Here is a 17,763-nt window from a genome sequence, read left to right on the forward strand (position 1 = left end):
GCAGTTGCTTGGTAGTCTCGTTTGGAATCACTTGTCGACACCACAGTGTCGAGGAAACAGGAAGTAGGCCGATGGACGATTTCTCGCAGCGAGTTGGAACCAGTTTCGTCGCAGGCGGCACCGGCGGGATCGGCCGCGCGATAGCCCTGACGTTGGCCGAACGGGGAAGCAACGTCGCGTTCACATTTCACGGTAATCGGGCAGGAGCACACGATCTGGTCGCCGAGATCGAGGAACGTGGGGCCAAGGCTTCGGCCGAGCAACTCGACCTCTCCGATGCCGATGCCACTGCTCACGTAATCGAGCGCACCGCAGCCCACTTCGGCGGTCTCCACACGGTCGTCTACGCGGCCGGCCCCCACGTGCCGATGATTCACCTGAGCCGAGTGACACCCGCACAGTTCAAGAAACAACTCGACTCCGACGCTGCGGCCTTTTTCAACCTGGCGCATTCGAGCCTGCGGCACCTCCGAACGAGCAAAGGGAACATCGTGGTGGTGAGCACCGCTGCCACCCGACGCTTCCCTGTACGCGACGGACTGTCCTCGTCGACGAAAGGCGCAGTGGAACAATTGGCGCTCGGCTTGGCCGCCGAGGAAGGCCGGTTCGGAATACGCGTCAACTGCGTCGGACCGGGCATGCTCACCGATGGCATGGCGGCCCGCCTCATCGCAAGCGGTGAACTCGACGACGCCGCCCTCGAAATCACCAAGCGGAACATTCCTCTACGGCGCTTCGGTGATGCCCAGGATATCGCCGAAGCAGTCGCGTTTCTTGCCTCGGACCGTGCCGACTTCATCTCCGGCCAGATGCTCGACGTCGATGGCGGCTACGGAGTCTGAGGCCATCGCCGAACTCCGGTCTCGATACAGTTCGGGGCTCTTCGTCCGACAGGACGAAGAGCCCCGAACATTTTCGGTATCGAACTACGTGCCGGCCAGCTCACGAACCACAGGTGCAAACGTCTCCAGATCTTTGTCGTTGTGGAGAACGAAGTAGTTGAGCCCATGGGTATCTCGCCAGAACCGAAGTTTCTCGACCATGTCCGAGGTGGTCCCGAGTAGGATCTGCGGAGTATCGTTCTGCTGAGTCAGATTGACCGCGCTCCAATTTTCCTGGGCTGTCGGCATTCCGACCTGCTGAATACTCGTACCCAGATCGATATCACCGAAGCGGTCCCCTGCAGCCTTCCTGATCGTTTCGATCTTTCCAAGGAAGGATTCGAGACCCCCGTCGCTCTCGTCGGGTGCGGAACCGTCGGCACGAACCTTGAGCGTCAGATTGACGTAGTTGGCATATTTTCCCGCCATCCGAAGCATTTTCGGTCCGCCTCCCGGCAACAGGAACTTGGGGAACGGTTTCTGAATCGGCTTCGGCTCCTGAATCAATTCGTCGATCTTGAAATACTCCCCTTCATAGCTGAACGGGCCTTCGCTCCATACGCCACGGAGAACGTCCATCGCTTCGACGAATCTGTCGAATCGTACTTTCGGCGGGTCGAACGAAAGACCTGCTCGGTCGTAGTCCTCGCGCATCCAGCCTGTTCCGAGTCCGACGTCGAGTCGGCCGTCGGACAGAACGTCGAGTGTTGCCAGCTCCTTGCCGAGTACAACCGGGTGTCGGTAGTCGTTGGAGAACACCAGAGTTCCGATCCGGAGCGTCGATGTCGCCGCGGCGGCCGCAGACAATGCTGCAATCGGTGCGAACCTTGGACCGACGAAATGGTCTGGCATGAGCAGGTTTTCGAACCCGCTGTCTTCGACCAAGCGGGCTCGGTCCGCCCACTCCCGGCCCGAGTCGGCCTTTCGTACCACTACCCCGAATTTGAATTTCTTGACATCCGATGCTTCTGCCATTGCCTTACCTCTGTTCGTCGACGTGGTTCGTGGGTTCGGGAGTGCGCTGTGAGCGCACGCGTGCGACGTGTGCGGTCAGTACGTCGAGAATTTCCTGACGTATTCGTCGGCTGACGACCGCCTGTGGAGCCACCCCGGTGAATCCGTGTGGGACACCGGGAACCACATGCAGCTCGGTATCGACGGACGAGGACATCAATGCACGCGCGTACTGAATTCCGTCGTCCCGGAGGCAATCATTGCCTGCAACAACCACATACGCCGGTGCAACGTTCGCCAAGTCATTTGTGACGAGCGGGGTCGAGTACTGCGGCGGATTGTCGCGATCAGCACCTAGGTAGTGACGCCAACAGTGGACCGCATCGGCCGAGTCGAACACTGCTGCGTTGCCGAAACGGACTGCGGCCTCACTGTTCACGGCTGGATCCAGAAACGGCGAGACCAAGAACTGTGTCGAAATGGCGGGCAGGCCTTCGTCCCGCGCTCTGATCGCCAACACCGAGGCAAGGCACGCACCCGCACTACCTCCGCCGATCAGAACAGGTCCCGTGAGATTGTCGCCGGGGACCACATGTGCGGAACGGGTGAGCACCGCTGTCAACACGTCCCAGCAATCGTCGAATCCAGCGGGAAACGGAAATTCGGGCGCGAGTCGATACTCGATGGACAACACCACAGCCGACAGGTTGCGCGCCAGGAATACGCACAGTCCCTCGTCTTCGGCAGCAGTTCCGATGCAGAAGCCCCCACCGTGTATCCACACGATGATCGGCCCGTCGGTTTCCGCGGTCTCCGACCGGTAGCGACGGACCGGAATTCCGTGCTCGCCACGAGCCGACTGCAGCACGATCTCATCGAACTCGATCCCGTCCGGCAGATCGACGCTCGGCATCTCCGCGACACGCTCGGCGAACCATTGCCGCTGTGCTGCAGGGTCTTCGAATTGCAGTACCGGAAAATTCTCCAGCACCGCCATCATTTCCGCGTCCAAAACGGTTTCCTTCTTTCTCGATCGGAGCTCGACGCTGGTCTCAGTTCGTCCCCGTGGACCCGCCGTCGACGACCAACTCGGTTCCGGTCACATACGACGAGCCTCTCGACGCCAGGAACAGCACAGCGGATGCCACTTCCTCGACTCGGCCCGGTCGCCCGAGCGGTACCCCGGCCCATGTACTCGGGTCCGCCATCTCGGCGTCGGAGATGTTCGACGACAGCATGCGACCCTCGATAGCACCGGGAACTACCGTGTTGACGCGAATTCTGTCCGCAGCCAGCTCTACGGCAGCGACTTTCGTGACACCGCGCAGCGCCCATTTCGACGCTCCGTACACCCCGTGCTCGGGATAGCCGGTCAAGCCCGCTGCCGACGACACATTGATGATGCTGCCACCACCGGATGCCCCCATGAGGGGTGCGCATGCTGCGATACCGAGTATCGGCCCCTTCACATTGACCGACAGAATGGCGTCGATCTCCTGCGCCGTCTGTGCGATCAACGGACCCGTTCGGTACAGCGCAGCATTGTTGACCAAGATGTCGAGGCGACCGTACTTCGACTCGACAAAGGCTGCTGCGCTACGCCACTCCTCTTCGTCGGCGACATCGAGATGGAGGAACTCGACGGCCGGCCCGAGTTCGGCGGCCGTTGCACTACCTGCGTCGGTGTCGACGTCGGTGATGATCACTCGGGCACCCTCGGCGGCGAATGCCGCGGCCTCCGCCGCGCCCTGCCCGCGTGCAGCGCCGGTGATCAACGCTACGGCTCCATCCAGTTCGGTCATACCGTTGCGTTCACGCGCGCAACAGCACGCTCCTCGACCGGAGTCTTGAAGTATGGGATCACATGTTCGCCCCATGCACGGATGGTCTGCATGCACACTTCTTGCGGAACCGTTCCCATCTGGATGAGGCAGAGAACTTCGTCCACACCGAGCTCTTCGAGATCCTTGACGTAATCGATGGCAGTCTGCACGGTTCCGTAGGCGTGGTCGATGTTGAAGTTGGCCGCCGCCAGCGAACGCTCGGAATACTGAGGGAGCTCACCGCGGTCGTACGCTGCTGCACGGTCGGCAGCCGCGTTCCGCATGTACGAAATGTTGTCCTCCCCGACGGTATTACCTGAAGGAGGATTTTCGCCGCCGAGGTGCCAATAACCGATCGACTCACCGAAGAAGCGCTGACCCCGTGCACCGATTTCCTTCGCTTCCTGCTCGTCCGGCAACACGATTGTGGGGCACAGCGCGACGAAGTAGTCGTTGGTGACGTCCGACACCAGATTCTCGCCGGAGCGGCTCTTCACTCGATCCCAGTAGAGCTTGTGCTGATGAGCGATGCTCTCCAGTCCTCCGAAACCGAAAATCAACGCGCCGACGCCCAATTCGGCCGAGTGCTCCACCGTGTCCGGTTTCGTACTTGCGAGGAACAGTGGCGGGTGCGGCCTCTGGACGGGGCGCGGAAGGATGCGCAGGGGGGAATTTCCCGGGGGAGCTTGGATGTCGAGAAGTTTTCCGTGGTACTCGAAGTCATCGCTCCGCCACGCCGAGGACACGATCCGCAGTGCTTCTTCGACTTCCTCAGCGGTTGTCTTCGGATCCACATTGCACAGTGCCGCTTCCTGAAGCGTGCCGCCGCGTGCGGCACCCAGGTTCACCCGTCCACGCGACAGCACATCGAGGAAGGCAGCTTTCTCTGCCACTCGAGTCGGGTAGTTGTAGTTGAACGGCATGCACACGGCACCGTGCCCGAGCCGGATCGTGCTCGTCTTGGCGGCTACGGTCGCGAGAAACAGCTCCGGGGCCGACATATGTGAGTAGTGCTCCAAGCCGTGGTGTTCCACGGCCCAGATACCGTCGAAACCCATCTCCTCGGCAAACACCGCTTGGTCCACCGAATCGAAGTACAGCTGCTGTTCGGTCTCCGGCGTCGGATCCGCCAACTGCGCTTCGAAGATCATGGAGAATTTCATTCGTAGTCCTTACTGCTCGTGCATGACTCGATAGCCACACTAGTGCTTGCTTGGTTTTTTTGGGCCAGAAATGCGCCGGGAATGTGCGAAGGTTCCACTACGCGGTCAGCGTCGGCGGCGCAGGCTTCGACGCGCCGCAGCGAGAGTGCTGACGCGTCGACCCAGAAGTGCCAGTTGCGACGCAACCGTGACATCGAAGAGGACAGGCCGGCCGGCACCGGCCGTCGACGACGCGACGCCGTCCGTGGCGTCGACGACAACTCCGACACCAACCGGAAGACCGTGTGCGTCCACGACGATCGACCGCATCGACTCGAGCACCCGACTGCACCTGAAACAGTCGCTGCCCACCACTGCCGCACCGACCGGTCGGCCTGCCAAATCGCCACCACCACAGATACTCTCGATCTGCGACCGAAGTGCGTCACTGCCGACGGTGTCCACGTCGCAGTCGAGTACCAGAAACAGTCCGTCTGCGAACTCCGCCGATCTGGGTACGTCCAGAAGTCGAGCCCCAGGGGGACTCGAATCCATCCCGGCAGTCAACATTGCCGTCAGACACGGTTGGTCCACACCTACCAATCCAACGGCAGCTCCGACCAACGCGATATCACCGGGATACACCACGCCGGCCACGGCCAGGACATCCAACGATGACGGAGATTGGGCGCTGTGGCCCGCTGGGCGCTGGAGAAGTATGGCAGTCATTGCATCTTCTTTCCGGATGTCGGTGTGGGCCACCATGTAACCCGCATCACAGCGTCCAGTCAAGAGACTCGGAGTCTCGTGAGTTTGCCGACCCCCTACCTCAGTCGAGATCGACACCCAGTGCGGCCGTCCACATGCTGGTCAATACGTCGACTGCATCGCCCGCGTCGAGTTCTCCGCCCCGCGTGGACCACCGTAGGAACAACTGTTCCAGTTGCGTGAGAATCAGAACGGCCCGAACTGCAGCTTGTCCGGCGGTCCAACGGCCGGACTGACGAAGCGCCACAGTCACGCGCTCGATGTCGTGATCGAAGCTGCGAGCACGCGCCTGCGCCAGCGAAGTTTCGACGCCCGCTGCTTCGTTGACCGCCACCGATGCCGACCGCGTCGATTTCCAGATACCGACACTGGCCTCCAACCAGGCTCTGATGCCGGCAGCCGAGGGGTTGGCGACCACGGTGACCAGATCGTCGAACACGCCCACATACAGTCGATCCAGATCGGCCAGGATCGACAATGCGACCTCGGCCTTCGTTTTGAAATGGAGGTAGAACGTTGCCCGCGTCGCGCCCGCTGCCGCGGTGATGTCGGCGACCGACGTGGCTGAATAACCCTCGTCCGAGAACAGGTCGATCGCAGCTTCCACGAGACGCGCTCGGGTCAGGGACCGTTGTTGCTCGCGCAGTGACACTGGACGGGGCTGCGAACTCATCTGGACGTCCGGGGGCGGACCGAGGCTGTTCTCCACTGCCCCGATGGTAGACCTTGCGGTGTCAGGCTCCGTGCTCGATCCATACGCTCTTGTGCTCGAGCCACTCGTCCAGTGCGTGTGGGCCGTTCGACGGACGATTACCACTTTCTTTCTGTCCACTGAACGGTAGGGCCCAGTGCAGCCGCCGGTAGGTGTTGACCCATACGGTGCCCGAGCGTATGCGGCGAATCAAACGATGTACTCTGCCCAAGTCCGAGCTCCACACGCCCGCAGCGAGTCCGTAGAGCGAGTCGTTCGCCAGTGCGACGGCCTCCTCTTCGGTATCGAATGCGAGTGCCACCGCAACCGGACCGAAGATCTCCTCCTGGCAAATTCTCGACGTGTTGTCGTCTGTGACGAACAAGGTCGGTTCGATGAAATACCCCCCGGACAACGGGCTTGCTTCATCGAACAGCTCGGCTCCCGACCGGCCTCCGAAGGCCAGCGTCGCACCCTCTGCCGAGCCCACTTTCACGTACTCCCGCACCTTCTCGAATTGTGTGTCGAACGCTATCGGGCCCATGTCCGTCGACTCGGCGAGTGGGTCACCGAGCGTCATGCGACTTGCGATAATGCGCAGGCGGTCCACGAAATCTTCGAAGATGCTGCGCTCTATCAGGATTCGCGACCCGGCAATGCACGCTTGCCCTGCACTCCCCGTGAAGATCCCGGCCGACACACTGATCGCCGCTGCATCCAGATCCGCATCCGCGAACACGATGTGGGGTGATTTGCCACCCAATTCCAATCCGAGCACTTTGAGGTTGGACGTCGATTTCTCGGTGATCCGCCGACCCGTCGCGGTCGACCCGGTGAAACTGATCTTCCGCACCTCGGGGTGTATCACCAGAGCTTCGCCCGCAGCGCTACCCTCTCCGGTCACAACATTGACGACACCGGGTGGGAGACCTGCGTCGGCGAGGTATCTCGCCGCAGCGAGGACCGATACGGACGCTCGTTCCGGCGGTTTCACGACGATGGTGTTCCCTGCCGCGACAGCGGCAGAGACCTTGGCCAGGAACATTGCCAAAGGCGCATTCCACGGAATGATCAGACCGACAACGCCGAACGGTTCTCGCACCGAATACGTGCTTGCCGTAGGGGAAATGTCGACCGTCTCGCCCGTGATCGTCTCCGCCAAACCTGCATGGAACTCGATTTGGCCCGCGCCGCCGAGAATTGCGGGCGACGTCTCTACCCTGGCTCGGCCGTTGTCCGTCGAGTCCAAACGCCACAATTCGTCCGCATGTTCACGGACGCTGCGCGCCCAGGCGCGCAAGATCGACGCCCGCTGCGCAGCGGGTGTCGACCTCCAGTCTTCATAGGCCGCGCTGGCAGCCGCGACCGCCAGATCGATATCATCGGTATTGCCCGCAGGTACTCGGGCCCACACCTGTCCCGTCGTCGGATTCACACTGTCGATCCATCCCCCGTTCGACGCGGCTCTGAATTCACCGCCGATCAATTGCAGATAGTCGACGACATTCGACGACGGCGCGGTCGGTGATTCGTTCGTTGCAATTGACATGCTTTTTCTCCCTGGGACAGATCGAAACAGTTATACGACGTGACGTAGGTTCTCGATGATCGTCACATTCGCCGTGCCGCCTCCCTCACACATGGTCTGCAATCCGTAGCGACCTCCGGTGCGTTCCAATTCGTTCAGCAGAGTCGCCATGAGCTTCGTCCCGGTTGCACCGAGCGGGTGACCGAGAGCTATGGCACCACCGTTCGGGTTGACGAGGGCCGGATCGATATCGATTTCCTTCAGCCAGGCCAACACCACAGAGGCGAAGGCTTCGTTGATCTCCACTGCAGAAATATCGCTTGCATCCAGACCCGCTTTGCGCAACGCGAACTCGGTGGCAGGAATGGGCGCGGTGAGCATGAAGATCGGGTCGTCGCCGCGAACCGACAAGTGGTGAATTCGAGCCCGCGGAGTCAAACCGTGCTCCGCGACGGCGCGTTCCGAAGCGAGCAGCAGCGCAGATCCGCCATCTGTGATCTGACTCGACACGGCAGCAGTCAACCGACCACCCTCGACCAACGTTCTCAGGCCCGCCATCTTCTTGAGCGAGGTGTCGGCGCGCGGACCTTCGTCCCGGTCCAGGTCGTTCACCGAGACCAGCTCGTTCGCAAAACGCCCAGCATCCGAAGCCGCGAGCGCACGTCGGTGACTGGACAGCGCGAACTCCTCCATCGCTGTTCTCGAGATGTTCCATTTCTCGGCGATCAGCTCGGCGGCGTGAAACTGCCCGACAGGTTGGGAACCGTAGCGTTCTTGCCACTTCTTCGACCCCGAGAACGGATCTTCGTAACCGTATTCCCGGCCCGCCAGCATTGCCGAGCTGATCGGCAGTGAACTCATGTGCTGGACTCCACCTGCGACGATGAGATCCGCCGTACCGGACAGAATGGCCTGTGCGCCGAAATGTACTGCCTGCTGCGATGACCCACACTGCCTGTCGACTGTCGTGCCGGGCACAGCCTCCGGATAGCCGCCGGCCAACCAACTGCTTCGAGCGATATTTCCTGCCTGCGGGCCGATCGTGTCCACACAGCCGAAAATCACATCGTCGACCGCTGCCGGATCGACGTCGACGCGATTCAACAGTCCTTGGAGGACCTCTGCGCCGAGGTCGATCGGGTGGACCGCGGCAAGCGATCCGCCTCGCCTACCACCCGGCGTACGTACCGCATCGACGATGAAAGCTTCTGGCATGTCGTTCCTTTCGTAATGACCGCGTCGGACCTCGGTGACCGAAAACGTCGATCAAGCCGTGTAACGAGCGGCCGATCCAGCGTTGACGTCGATGACGGACCCAGTGATATGGGGTGTCGACGGCCCGATCAAGAACATCACGGCCGCAGTGATCTCTTCCGGCCTCAACAACGTGACCGGCTGAACGTGATGGGGTGCCAGTACCGGTTCGACGTCCGCCCACGAAGGCGATTCGAGGTCCGGGCGAAGGGCTTTGTACAGTGCGTCGTTGTGCACCATCGGCGTCGAGGTATTGCCCGGGGCAACGGCATTGACGGTGATCCCGAATTGTGCCAGGTCCAGGGCGGCCGCCTTGACCAACCCGATCACCCCCCACTTCGACGCGACGTAGGGCACCGATCCCGGAACGGCCATTCGTCCTTGGTTGGACGCCGTGGCTACGATTCGGCCGTAATTCTGCTCGATCATGATGGGAGACACTGCGCGCATGCTGTGAAATACACCGGAGAGGTTGGTTCCGATGACTCCGCTCCAGACGTCGAGCGACGCGTCCTGGATCGACCCACCGCCGTGTATTCCTGCATTCGCGACGAGAACGTCGATCCGACCGAATCTCTCTCTCACTCGAGCAACAGCATCGAGTGTGGCAGGCCCGTCCGACACGTCCACTTCGACCGAGAAGACGTCGGCACCGACAGCCCGAACGAGTTCCTCGGTCTCGGCGAGATCTTTTGGCCCGGCAAGGGGATACGTCGTTGTTCGGTTGTCTGCGCAGACATCGAGCAGAGCGATGGACGCACCTGCTTCGGCGGCCGCGACGGCGTGCGAACGCCCTTGCCCTCTGGCACCACCGGTAACCAACACCACCTGGCCATCGAGCGCTCCTGTCCGGTCACTCATCGTGTGGACAACCTTTCCGTCAAATGTCCCCACTGCGCGAGCACCTCTCGCCGCAGGAGCTTGCCGCGTCCACCGGACCCATCGTTGGCATGAGGCAGTTCCGCAGCGGTGAAGATCGCGTCGGGCTGTGCCCAGTCGGGTAAGTCGGCTGCCAGTGCCTCACGAATACGCGTTCGGATCTCCGAATCGTTCGAGTCCGCTTGAACCACAAGGAGAATGCGGTCGTCACCTCCTGGTTCCTTGACACCTACTGCTGCAGCTTCGTGCACGCCCGACACCGAACTCGCGGCGTCCTCGATACGCGCGGGAAGAACAAACTGACCGGCTCGCTCGATCGCGTCGGTTCGACGACCCAGGACGGTCAACCGACCGAGACGATCGATCGTGCCCAGATCACCGGTGTCGAACCACCCATCGTCGAGAGCTTCCGCAGTTTTGTCCGGCTGGTTGTAGTAGCCGGATGTGACGTGGGGACCGGAGAGTTGAACTTCTCCTGGCTCATCGGTCACGCGAGTACCTCGTGAATCGACCACCCGTACCGACCCACCGGTGCGCGCGAACCCGACGGCCCCCTCCGGCAACAGACCGTCGTCGCGCCGACCGATAACGCTGTACGGTGCCTCCGTCTGCCCGTAGTACCCGTACAGCTGTAACCGTGGAAAACGCTCGACTATCCGACGTTGCAAGGAAGGCAACAGTGGCTCCCCTCCGAGAAGAGCAACCCTGAGGCTGGTCAAATCGACACCGACATGGGCGTCGTTTCCCAACAACTGGGAGAAGAAGCTGGGTGTGACACTGATATGTGTGATCTTTTCCCGTGGAACGGTCACCAGGAATTGGTCGGGGGCAAAATCGTCCTCGAGCACCAGTCGAGCTCCGGCGGCCAAGGCGGGGGCGGCGACTGCGATAAACCCGACACCCCAAATTATCGGTCCCGTACCGATCGCGCAGTCTTGGCCGGCGGGAACGTCGAGCCACAGCTTCTGAGCGACCGTCAACGCGCTGGCATGCGAATATTCGACTGCTTTCGGTAGCCCCGTTGTACCCGAAGTGAAGAACAGCGCAAGCGGATCGTCACCGCCTGCAACAGCATCGAACGGAGCGTCCGAGGCCACCGACGCCAGCGCATCGAGATCTATCGCACCTTCGGCGGCCCCGCCGACGCGAATCCAGCGCTCGATACCGGTGGAGTGCGGACGAATCGACTCGACCACGTCGTCGAAGGCTGCGTCGTACAGAAAAGTGGTCGGCCGTATCCGCGACAGCACTCCCACGAGAGTGGCTTCGGGCCAGTACGGATTGAGCGCGGCCAGAACGGAACCGACCTTCGACTGAGCGAAATACACCTCGGTTATCGCCAAAGTGGATTGCAGAAGCGTGGCAACAACCTCTCCCCGCCCGACTCCTGCCTGTTGCAGAGCACGGGCACGACGATCGACCGCGCGGTCCAACTGTTCGTTGGTGATCGCCTCGCCGCCCCGATAGGTCACTGCCGGCCCACTGGGATCTCGGCGACGTTGTTCACCCACGATCGCGCTACCGAAGTTGAGGTAATTCGTTCTTGCCATACCGCTGCCTTTCTCGTCGCGTCGTTCGGTGTCGCTCATCGATCACGAACCGGGGTACCCTCCACCGCCATAGATTCGGTCGAGACTGTCGTAGTCGGGAAACCAACCACTCATGGGAATGCTCTCCGCAAAGATCACCGTGCGCGGTTTCTTGTACGACGCGACGCGATCTCGGAAAAACGAGATCAGCTCGTGCTCGTCGACGTGCCCATCTGCGACCACTACGGCCGTGACCGACTGACCCCATGCCGGATCCGGTCTACCGATGACTGCAACGGACTTGACCCGTGGATGGGCGGACAGTGTCTTCTCGACCTCCGCCGGGTAGATGTTCTCTCCCCCCGACTTGATCATTCTCGACGCCGGTCCCACGAACGTCACCGTTCCATCCATCTCACGGCGGCCGAGATCTCCTGTGCGCATCCACCCTCGATGGAACTTTCGGGAATTCAGATCAGGTCGCTCGAAGTAGCCGTCGAACACGTGCAATCCTCTGGCGATCATCTCACCGGTCTCACCATCGGGTACGTCGTCCCAGTCCCGGTCCACGATTCGCAGTTGCACCAACGGGCTCGGTCTACCGTGGGTACCGATCCCGTTCGAGCCGAGGCCGTGGTAGGTCAGCATGCCCGCCACTTCGGTCTGGCCGTAGCCGGCATTCGATCTCCCCCAGGGACTGTCGTCCACGGTGATCATCGAATTCCACACTTCGGTACCCGGACCGAACCTGAGCGAGCTGATGTCGTACAGCTGTTCCTGTGGGCCGGCCCCCGCATTCGCAGCAATGATGGAATCGACCATAGGCGGAAAGAGCACGGCGGCAGTGCACTGCTCTTTCTCGATCAAACGACACGTTTCCAGCGCATCGAACTGGGGCTCTACCACAGTCTTTCCGCCCAGAACGATTGCTGCCCATACGAACATCTGCGTGCCCACATGAAACAGCGGGCCTGTGGTGAGAAAGGTGAACCCCTCTTCGATCCGACGTTGAATCCCCAACACGAGAGAGTGAGAAATCAGTGCCCTGTGAGAGATCATTGCCGCACTCGGCTTGCCGTCGAATGCTGCTGTGTACAACAACAACACTGCTGCCTCGTCGGACACGGGGCTCTCGTGGGCCGGCATTGCTCGGCCTTCAGCGATCACCGACTCGTAGTCACTGTCCTCACCGCCGTCGAAGCGGACCCACCGGGCACGACCCATCCGCGCCAGCGAGGCTTGGTCCGGTGTGTATTGCGTTTGCCAGACAACGAGTTCCGGTCGCAAGTCATCGAGAACGAACACCAGCTCGTCGTGACTCTGCCTCCAGTTGACCGGACACACCATCGCACCGAGCGTCGCAGCGGCCGACATCAACTCGATCAAAGCGTGCGAGTTCGCACCGATCCATACGATCCGATCTCCCGCTGCGACCCCTTTGTCCCTCAATCCTGCGGCCAGCGCGATCCGTCGATCGTCCAGTTCACGGTAGGTCCAGGACTTGTCGCCGTCGACTACCGCGGTAGAAAGGGGCCTACTTCTCCGATTTTCCTCGAATACATCGACCAGTGTCGTTCGGTGACTCATCGATACTCTCCTCGCAACCGAAACATCGGGCCACTCACCTGAATGCCGGCATTACTTCCTTGGCGAAGAACGTGATCGTCTTCTTCAATTCCTCGAACGGCATGTGGCGTGTGGACCCGAAGTCACACATGAGGTGGTTGAAGCCGAACTCCTGCAGCATTGCCACCTGGCCGATGACACGTTCGGGGTCGCCGATGACCTCGAGCTGATCCCAGCGGAAATCGTTGCCAACGCTGCCACCCTTGAGGTACCGGCCCTCCCAGAACTCGAATCCCTTTGCGGTCTCACCCGTTTTGGAATCGATCGGAGCACTCTTCTCGTTGAAGATCCGAGCTCGGTCGAATTGCTTCTCGAACCGTTCCTGATCCTGCCGAGCCTGGTCGACCGTCGGTGCGAGCCATACGGATCGAGAGATGACCAGGTCCGTGTTCTCGGTGTCATGGCCGGCCTCACCGGCAACTTCATGCCACTTTTCGGCTGCCTGGCGGACTTTGCGGAACGGTGCAGCCGGATCCGCGAGAATCGGGAGACCCCTCTTCGCGTACATTTCCACAGTTTCCGGGCTCACCGCGGCCACGTAGATCGGCGGGTGCGGTTTCTGCAACGGCGCAGGGGTGAGCTCGACCTGACCCGTGTTGTAGTACTTTCCGTGGTGCTCGAACGGGGTCTGAGTCCACAGTCCTGTGATCACGTCCAGTGCCTCGTCGAATCGCTCCCGCGCCTCGGACAGGCTCATTGCGAAACCGTCGAATTCGATGCTCTGGTATCCGCGACCGATCCCGAGGTCGACGCGGCCGTTCGAGAGCAGGTCGACCTGCGCGGCCGACTCCGCGATGTGGATCGGATTGTGCAACGGCAGGACTGCCACTCCACTTCCCAGCCGGATGTTCTCGGTGCGTGCGGCGAGATAGCCGAGCATCGTGAACAGGTCCGGCACAGTTCCGTAATCGCGAAAATGGTGCTCGGACACCCACAGTCCGTCGAAATGCAATTCTTCGAGCAGCTCGGCGACCCGAACGTTGTAGTCGTACACATCCTTGAACGACTGATTTCTGTCCGGTCTGTGGAAGAGCAGAAACGAGGAGAATTTCATCGGCCGGTGGTCTTCCGGAATCGACATGTGTGGGACCTTTCTTTTCGCGGCGCCGAACTCGGTGTCAGCGACGTTGTGGATTCGTCGGCGCGGAGGTGCGATCCGCTACGACCGAGGGTCAATTTCTATCTCTGATGACGAGCTTCTCGAATGCCTCGATGGACCGCAGCAATGAGTCACGGTCGCTACCGGAGAACGGAACCGAAAGCCAATCCACTCCCGCGCTCTCGTATTCCGAAAGCTGTTCTCCCAAAGCCGAAAACGTGTCGTGATCGGGATTGTCGGTCATTCGCATACCGAAAGGGACGAAGCACACATCCGGCCGCTTCCGTCCCGCCTCGGTCGCCATCCCTCTGAGCATGTCCACACGTTCGGCCAGATCGTCCATCGTCTCCAGCGCCGGTGTGCGGGTCAGCTTCGATACCCCCGCCGGTTGCGGCATCGGCATCCAGCCCTCACCGAACTCCACGACACGACGCATCGCACGCTTGCTGTTTCCGCCGATCCAGATCGGCGGGTGCGGCTTCTGCACCGGCGCGGGAAGCATGGTGTGCCCCTCCACCACGAAAGGGGGGTCGACCGTGTGCACGGACTCCCCCGACCACGCCTGTGTGATCAAACGAAGCGCCTGGTCGGTACGCGCCGCTCTGTCCTCGTAATCCAGGCCCAACGCTTTGAATTCGGAACGCAGGTAACCGACTGCGGCACCGAACACCACGCGACCTCCTGACAACACATCCAGGCTGGATATTGCTCGCGCAGTGAGGAATGGGTTGTGGTACGGCAGCACATAAATATTGGTCATCAGTCTGATGACCTCGGTGGCGGCTGCTGCGAAGGACAGCGCGACCATCGGATCGATTGCATGATGCCCACCTCCGGCGAGCCACTTGTCCTGGGGGAAGGGATGATCGGTTACGGCTACAGCTCCGAAACCGGCCGCCTCGGCCGCCTGTGCCACCTCGGCAACGGCGTCGGCCGTCAAGAATTCGTGGGGCTGGTGAACCTTGTCGGTGGGCAATCCCAGTACGAACTGCATCGATCGACCTCCACTTCGTCCGAACATGTCGATCGGCTCCGTCAGTTCGGCGCGAGCACTGATCCGGGGAACGGTGCCAGAAGCGTCTCTCGCCACGGTCCGTCGAGGTATTGCCGCGCACTCTTACGCCAATCCAGAAGCCGAGGGTCCGATTCGGCCTCGTCGTCCAGTCCGAGTGCCGCATCGTACGAGCGCTGCGTCTTGAGATGACTGTCGAGATCGGTAGCCCAGAAAGTCACGACCTCGCTGTCCGAAAGAAGAACCTCGTACAGCCCGACCAATTTGTGTCCGTGATCGGCCAAAATGGGCTGACGTTCCTCTCGCACCGCGGCCAGGTAGTCGATGGCCGCACCTGGTCGAACGGTAGCGATTTCATGCAAGAAGAACGGGGATGTGAAGTTGTCCGCGCGCAGTTCCTGCAAATCAGGTGTGCCCTGCACCGCGCCCATGGGGCGCGAGAATGCCTTGTGCCGCAGATCGTCGATCGACGAGAGGAACAGTTCGGGTTTCACGTTCTCGTAGATCTCGAGCATCTGACGCCAACCCCCGTCCCAACCGCCGTGGCAGTCCCACAAGGTGACGGCTTTGAACTGCTCGTGCCCGGAGATACCGATCGCGTAGAAAGCTCCGATCAAGTCGATCGCTTTGGACCGGACCGAAAGACCGCTGGTGAGCTCGGCGTCGGACTTCGAACGCTCCTCGTCCTCCTTCTTGTAGTCCACCAACCACTGCAGGTACTCGCGTGGATTCTTGGAGTTCATCGGGTGGAAATACACTTCTTCGAGTAGGTAGATCCCGCGTGGCATCGTGTCCCTCTTCCTCAAAAGTTGAGCAATCGCTTGGTTAAGTTAAACATACGAGGATCCGACCGCCGGGTCAATCCCCTGCGCTGGCGAACGTGTTTGACACCTTCGAGGCGAGCGAAATATCGTGTGGACAAGCGCTCGCTTGGTAGCCCTTCTGACGCGAACGGATTTCCATGACATCGAACTTGCGAGACCGCGCCGCGATCGCAGGCGTCGGATGGACCCCCTACTCGAAGAACTCGGGCGTCAGCACCCTCGAACTCGCACTGAGAGCTATCGTCGACAGTCTCGACGATGCCGGACTGACCATTCGCGACGTCGACGGATTCATCACCCATGGCGTCGGCGACTCGGTTCCGGCTGCCGCCGTCGCGCATTCGTTGGGGGTCGACGATCCACACGTTCTGCTCGACATCACCGGCGGCGGGAGCATGTCGGCCGCTACGGTCGGCGCTGCCGCAATGGCGGTGGCGACCGGGCAAGCGACCACCGTGGTGTGTTGGCGCGCATTGAACGCGCGCTCGGAATTCAGGATGGGCGGAACAGACCGCGGCGCACCGACACTCGTGGAATTCCAATACCAGGTGCCGCACGGACTGATAGCTCCGCCGCAACAGTTCGCCATGGCCGGTCGTGCTTATATGGCCGCCTCGGGTGCAACATCGGAGGACTTGGGACACGTCGCGATCACGCAACGCCGACACGCCCAGCTCAACCCGAGAGCGATGATGACCAAGCCCTTGGACATGGACGCCTATATGGCCGCACCATGGATCAGCGAACCGCTGCGACTACTGGACTGCTGCCTCGAAACCGACGCCGGGGTCGCGGTGGTGGTCACGACGACCGAACGCGCCAGGGACCTTCGATCGACTCCGGTGGTGATCGGTGGTGCCGCTACCGGCGGCGGGCACAGCTTCTTCTCCGGCAGACGCAAGGAGTACTCGGTCAGCGGTGCCGCCGATCTGGCGCCGAGGCTGTACACGAACGCCGGTATCTCTCCGGCGGACGTCGACATCGCGGAACTGTACGACGCCTTCACACCACTGGTACTGATGCAGTTGGAGGACTACGGGCTCGTACCGCGGCACGGTGCGCCCGAATTCGTGACAGCCGGCGAAACCGCGCTCACCGGTGCGTTGCCGGTCAACACACACGGTGGGCACCTGTCGGAGGGTTATGTGCACGGCTTGAATCATGTCGCCGAGGCCGTGGTTCAACTGCGCGGCGATGCAGGGCCGAGGCAAGTTCCGAATGCCAAGGTTGCCCTGTGCACCGGGCAACCAGGCTACGTCTCGGGCGTCAGCTCAGCGCTTGTCCTGAAGGGAGACTCATGAGTGCCCTGCCCGCACCCGATCGCGATTCTGCACCGTGGTGGACGGCGCTGGCCGACCATCGCCTCATGCTCCAGGCGTGCAGGTCGTGCTCGACCCTCCGCTGGGCTCCGAGAGCACTGTGCAACACCTGCGGATCGTTCGAGTGGTCCTGGCAGCAGTCGAACGGCATCGGTCGCGTCGTGACATGGATGGTGTCGCACCGATCGTACGAAGCAGACAGACAGGTACCGTACGTAGTGGTGCTCGTTTCGATGTCGGAAGCTCCTAATATTGTCGTACCAGGGAACTGGTCCGGTGACCCGACCGGCCGGGATCTGAGTGTCGGAATGGATGTCACCGCGGGATATACGGACTTGCCTACAGACAGCTCGAACGACCCACATTCGATTCTCTGCTGGACCAACACACCGCCACCAACCTAGCGCTCGAGCAGCCAGGGTGCATAATTCAAT

General features: G+C 61.3%; 17 protein-coding genes. 3 read left to right on the plus strand and 14 right to left on the minus strand.

The features are described 5' to 3' along the window. Positions 1-71 precede the first annotated feature (71 nt). Positions 72-842, plus strand: coding sequence for an SDR family NAD(P)-dependent oxidoreductase (locus ACNEOT_RS23945; RefSeq protein WP_415977183.1), 771 nt, complete (start codon positions 72-74; stop codon positions 840-842). Between the two features lie 84 nt (positions 843-926). On the opposite strand, the gene ACNEOT_RS23950 is transcribed toward ACNEOT_RS23945, so the two are convergent. From ACNEOT_RS23950 to ACNEOT_RS24015, 14 genes are all read right to left on the minus strand, one after another. Then, positions 927-1,856, minus strand: coding sequence for a TIGR03621 family F420-dependent LLM class oxidoreductase (locus ACNEOT_RS23950; RefSeq protein WP_415977184.1), 930 nt, complete (start codon positions 1,854-1,856; stop codon positions 927-929). Between the two features lie 4 nt (positions 1,857-1,860). Then, positions 1,861-2,847, minus strand: coding sequence for an alpha/beta hydrolase (locus tag ACNEOT_RS23955; protein ID WP_415977185.1), 987 nt, complete (start codon positions 2,845-2,847; stop codon positions 1,861-1,863). Between the two features lie 40 nt (positions 2,848-2,887). After that, on the minus strand, positions 2,888-3,637 hold the full coding sequence (locus tag ACNEOT_RS23960) for an SDR family NAD(P)-dependent oxidoreductase (RefSeq protein WP_415977186.1): 750 nt from the start codon (positions 3,635-3,637) through the stop codon (positions 2,888-2,890). Beyond that, positions 3,634-4,821: an LLM class flavin-dependent oxidoreductase gene (locus ACNEOT_RS23965; protein ID WP_415977188.1), complete on the minus strand. Its 1,188-nt coding sequence runs from the start codon at positions 4,819-4,821 to the stop codon at positions 3,634-3,636. Before ACNEOT_RS23965 ends, ACNEOT_RS23960 begins: the two co-directional genes overlap by 4 nt. A gap of 105 nt (positions 4,822-4,926) precedes the next feature. Next, positions 4,927-5,529, minus strand: a complete 603-nt coding sequence (locus ACNEOT_RS23970; RefSeq protein ID WP_415977189.1) for a hypothetical protein — start codon at positions 5,527-5,529, stop codon at positions 4,927-4,929. A 100-nt stretch (positions 5,530-5,629) separates the two neighbouring features. Further along, positions 5,630-6,277, minus strand: a complete 648-nt coding sequence (locus ACNEOT_RS23975) for a TetR/AcrR family transcriptional regulator (protein WP_415977191.1) — start codon at positions 6,275-6,277, stop codon at positions 5,630-5,632. A 25-nt stretch (positions 6,278-6,302) separates the two neighbouring features. After that, entirely contained in the window at positions 6,303-7,808 is a 1,506-nt protein-coding gene (locus ACNEOT_RS23980) for an aldehyde dehydrogenase family protein (protein WP_415977192.1), read from the minus strand. Positions 7,809-7,838: 30 nt separating this feature from the next. Then, entirely contained in the window at positions 7,839-9,002 is a 1,164-nt protein-coding gene (locus tag ACNEOT_RS23985) for an acetyl-CoA C-acetyltransferase (RefSeq protein ID WP_415977194.1), read from the minus strand. 51 nt (positions 9,003-9,053) lie between these two features. Next, a complete protein-coding gene (locus tag ACNEOT_RS23990; protein ID WP_415977195.1) occupies positions 9,054-9,902 on the minus strand; it encodes an SDR family NAD(P)-dependent oxidoreductase in 849 nt (282 codons plus the stop codon). Then, positions 9,899-11,509 carry an AMP-binding protein gene (locus tag ACNEOT_RS23995; RefSeq protein ID WP_415977196.1) on the minus strand — a complete coding sequence of 537 codons (1,611 nt, stop codon included), beginning with the start codon at positions 11,507-11,509 and terminating at the stop codon, positions 9,899-9,901. Before ACNEOT_RS23995 ends, ACNEOT_RS23990 begins: the two co-directional genes overlap by 4 nt. 3 nt (positions 11,510-11,512) lie before the next feature. After that, entirely contained in the window at positions 11,513-13,036 is a 1,524-nt protein-coding gene (locus ACNEOT_RS24000; RefSeq protein ID WP_415977198.1) for an AMP-binding protein, read from the minus strand. Positions 13,037-13,070: 34 nt separating this feature from the next. Further along, a complete protein-coding gene (locus ACNEOT_RS24005; protein WP_415977200.1) occupies positions 13,071-14,156 on the minus strand; it encodes an LLM class flavin-dependent oxidoreductase in 1,086 nt (361 codons plus the stop codon). 91 nt (positions 14,157-14,247) lie between these two features. Then, on the minus strand, positions 14,248-15,168 hold the full coding sequence (locus tag ACNEOT_RS24010; RefSeq protein ID WP_415977201.1) for an LLM class F420-dependent oxidoreductase: 921 nt from the start codon (positions 15,166-15,168) through the stop codon (positions 14,248-14,250). 41 nt (positions 15,169-15,209) lie between these two features. Next, the gene (locus ACNEOT_RS24015; RefSeq protein ID WP_415977202.1) at positions 15,210-15,974 is read right to left on the minus strand and encodes a hypothetical protein; all 765 of its coding nucleotides are present in this window, start codon (positions 15,972-15,974) and stop codon (positions 15,210-15,212) included. A gap of 173 nt (positions 15,975-16,147) precedes the next feature. On the opposite strand from ACNEOT_RS24015, the gene ACNEOT_RS24020 reads away from it, so the two are divergent. Together ACNEOT_RS24020 and ACNEOT_RS24025 are read left to right on the plus strand one after the other, a co-directional pair. Beyond that, positions 16,148-17,311 carry a thiolase C-terminal domain-containing protein gene (locus ACNEOT_RS24020; protein ID WP_415977204.1) on the plus strand — a complete coding sequence of 388 codons (1,164 nt, stop codon included), beginning with the start codon at positions 16,148-16,150 and terminating at the stop codon, positions 17,309-17,311. Continuing rightward, on the plus strand, positions 17,308-17,733 hold the full coding sequence (locus ACNEOT_RS24025; RefSeq protein ID WP_415977206.1) for a Zn-ribbon domain-containing OB-fold protein: 426 nt from the start codon (positions 17,308-17,310) through the stop codon (positions 17,731-17,733). Before ACNEOT_RS24020 ends, ACNEOT_RS24025 begins: the two co-directional genes overlap by 4 nt. The last annotated feature ends 30 nt before the right edge of the window (positions 17,734-17,763 follow it).

The sequence above is a fragment of the Rhodococcus sp. 077-4 genome (assembly GCF_047782425.1).
GTDB lineage: Bacteria > Actinomycetota > Actinomycetes > Mycobacteriales > Mycobacteriaceae > Rhodococcoides.

What these genes read in the sequence shown, in the direction of transcription:
- ACNEOT_RS24025 (WP_415977206.1), top strand. Translation starts at nt 17,308, where the DNA reads ATGAGTGCCCTGCCCGCACCCGATCGCGATTCTGCACCGTGGTGGACG.
- ACNEOT_RS23945 (WP_415977183.1), top strand. Translation starts at nt 72, where the DNA reads ATGGACGATTTCTCGCAGCGAGTTGGAACCAGTTTCGTCGCAGGCGGC.
- ACNEOT_RS23970 (WP_415977189.1), bottom strand. Translation starts at nt 5,529, where the DNA reads ATGACTGCCATACTTCTCCAGCGCCCAGCGGGCCACAGCGCCCAATCT.
- ACNEOT_RS24010 (WP_415977201.1), bottom strand. Translation starts at nt 15,168, where the DNA reads ATGCAGTTCGTACTGGGATTGCCCACCGACAAGGTTCACCAGCCCCAC.
- ACNEOT_RS23960 (WP_415977186.1), bottom strand. Translation starts at nt 3,637, where the DNA reads ATGACCGAACTGGATGGAGCCGTAGCGTTGATCACCGGCGCTGCACGC.
- ACNEOT_RS23950 (WP_415977184.1), bottom strand. Translation starts at nt 1,856, where the DNA reads ATGGCAGAAGCATCGGATGTCAAGAAATTCAAATTCGGGGTAGTGGTA.
- ACNEOT_RS24000 (WP_415977198.1), bottom strand. Translation starts at nt 13,036, where the DNA reads ATGAGTCACCGAACGACACTGGTCGATGTATTCGAGGAAAATCGGAGA.
- ACNEOT_RS24005 (WP_415977200.1), bottom strand. Translation starts at nt 14,156, where the DNA reads ATGTCGATTCCGGAAGACCACCGGCCGATGAAATTCTCCTCGTTTCTG.
- ACNEOT_RS24020 (WP_415977204.1), top strand. Translation starts at nt 16,148, where the DNA reads ATGACATCGAACTTGCGAGACCGCGCCGCGATCGCAGGCGTCGGATGG.
- ACNEOT_RS23995 (WP_415977196.1), bottom strand. Translation starts at nt 11,509, where the DNA reads ATGAGCGACACCGAACGACGCGACGAGAAAGGCAGCGGTATGGCAAGA.
- ACNEOT_RS24015 (WP_415977202.1), bottom strand. Translation starts at nt 15,974, where the DNA reads ATGCCACGCGGGATCTACCTACTCGAAGAAGTGTATTTCCACCCGATG.
- ACNEOT_RS23965 (WP_415977188.1), bottom strand. Translation starts at nt 4,821, where the DNA reads ATGAAATTCTCCATGATCTTCGAAGCGCAGTTGGCGGATCCGACGCCG.
- ACNEOT_RS23985 (WP_415977194.1), bottom strand. Translation starts at nt 9,002, where the DNA reads ATGCCAGAAGCTTTCATCGTCGATGCGGTACGTACGCCGGGTGGTAGG.
- ACNEOT_RS23990 (WP_415977195.1), bottom strand. Translation starts at nt 9,902, where the DNA reads ATGAGTGACCGGACAGGAGCGCTCGATGGCCAGGTGGTGTTGGTTACC.
- ACNEOT_RS23980 (WP_415977192.1), bottom strand. Translation starts at nt 7,808, where the DNA reads ATGTCAATTGCAACGAACGAATCACCGACCGCGCCGTCGTCGAATGTC.